The sequence below is a fragment of the Pseudomonas sp. DSP3-2-3 genome, assembly GCF_049898225.1.
Taxonomy (GTDB): domain Bacteria; phylum Pseudomonadota; class Gammaproteobacteria; order Pseudomonadales; family Pseudomonadaceae; genus Aquipseudomonas.
Genome location: NZ_JAFCXH010000076.1, coordinates 1 through 1,483 on the forward strand (window position 1 = coordinate 1; position 1,483 = coordinate 1,483).

2 protein-coding genes and 1 pseudogene are annotated in these 1,483 nt (G+C 53.6%); all 3 read right to left on the reverse strand.

Annotated features, from left to right (window positions below; all coding sequences use genetic code 11):
• Window positions 1-341, reverse strand: a pseudogene (locus tag ACP7E4_RS30400) (hypothetical protein); the annotation flags it as partial.
• A complete protein-coding gene (locus tag ACP7E4_RS30405) occupies window positions 329-946 on the reverse strand; it encodes a hypothetical protein (protein WP_426119967.1) in 618 nt (205 codons plus the stop codon). The pseudogene ACP7E4_RS30400 and the gene ACP7E4_RS30405, both read right to left, overlap by 13 nt.
• On the reverse strand, window positions 943-1,483 hold a 541-nt coding region (locus tag ACP7E4_RS30410; protein ID WP_426119969.1), incomplete at its 5' end, for a DUF2515 family protein. The genes ACP7E4_RS30405 and ACP7E4_RS30410, both read right to left, overlap by 4 nt.

Here is a 1,483-nt window from a genome sequence, read left to right on the forward strand (position 1 = left end):
GGGGACATGCGAATATTGCCGACCATCCCTTTAGCATCAAAGCTTATGGTGAAGAATCGCGCTTGCGGTGTAACGAAGCCGTATTGGATGTCCATAAAGCGCAGGCGCGCATCCGAATCCGTCTGTCGCCCCCAACTGATTCCAGTAATAGCCGGGTCGATTTTAGCGCTGGAGCGTTGACGCATGTCTTCCCAGGGCTCATCAATATTGAGCGCTATTTCTACATCCCTTAATTGATACCAGAGCTGAGTGGCGCCTAATGCAAGGAACGCAGCGAGGGTCAGCGCCGCGCTACAGCGTCCGGAGCGGTGTTGGGTAGGGTTTATGGCTAATCCCGCCATTTGGCAAGCTCCAGTGTGATCAGGTATCGCTCTTCTGTGGGTCGCTTATCGTCATGGAAACGCCCAACCACCAACATGGCTCGGTACTGGTCCCCCGCCTTCCAGTAAGCGACTCCGCCGTTTTTCTTTTCATCGCGCAATCGGGCACGCCATTGCGGCGTGTCGGCGAACGACGGACTGTCCTCGACATAGATCGGACGCCAGCCCGCGTTGCGCCACTGCTCCTGTAAATCCAGCACGACCTTGAGCGTGTCGTCGAGCAGAAGCGGCTCGATTTGGGGGGACATGCGTAAACTGCTGATCCGTTCATTATTAAAAATGATCGCAAAAAAGCGGGCGGGCGGCGTCATGAACCCGTATTGGGGATCCGTAAAACGAAGGCGGGCATCAGACTTGGGGATGTTGAATGAAACTACATCTGGTGTCGCAGGATCTATTCTCGCACTCGAGCGCTGACGCATGTCTTCCCAAGGCTCACCAATTTTCAGCGCGATTTCCGGATCACCCAGGTGACATTCTTTGTAAATCAGTGCGAACACTAAAAGTGCAATGCTGGCCAGTGCGAGCCTGATGTGCCGGCGGCGAGCGTCAGTACGCCAATTCATCGCACCCCTCGGCCTTGGGCAATATCCTGAATTGCCTGTGTTATCAACTCCCGTCTTTCACTGTGCAGCAGCTCATCAAACTGCCTCGCCGCCTTGAGGACAAACGCCATGCGCTGCTTGATATCGGACAAATCGGCAAGGGGATTGTTGCCGAAACCAATGGTGCGTTCGTCATCTACCCGATGGCACTGGCTGGCTAACGTTAGCTCGATGGCTTCAGTTACACCGCGTGGAAAACCGGTGACAAAGGAAAGGTGGTTGCCACGCAGTAAACGGACCAGTTGAGGGTCGCTGTACATCGCTGGCTGTAAAATGTTGACTTGTTCGTGAGTGGCCAGAGATTCAACACTTTTTACAATGTCCCCCACCTCAATCGCTTCAAAACCCTGAAGGATCTCGTCGTAGTCAAAACCAAATTTCAGCTTTTTCTGACCCACGGGCCAAAGCACCGGAAACTTTTCGTGCCCATAGATGTTCTGGCGTAAACGCAGGCACTGTTTGAATTCTTTCCAGCCGCGTTTTGCGTAGAAAGCGTGT

Coding starts and splice junctions, on each gene's coding strand:
- ACP7E4_RS30405 (WP_426119967.1), bottom strand. CDS start 946: ATGAATTGGCGTACTGACGCTCGCCGCCGGCACATCAGGCTCGCACTG.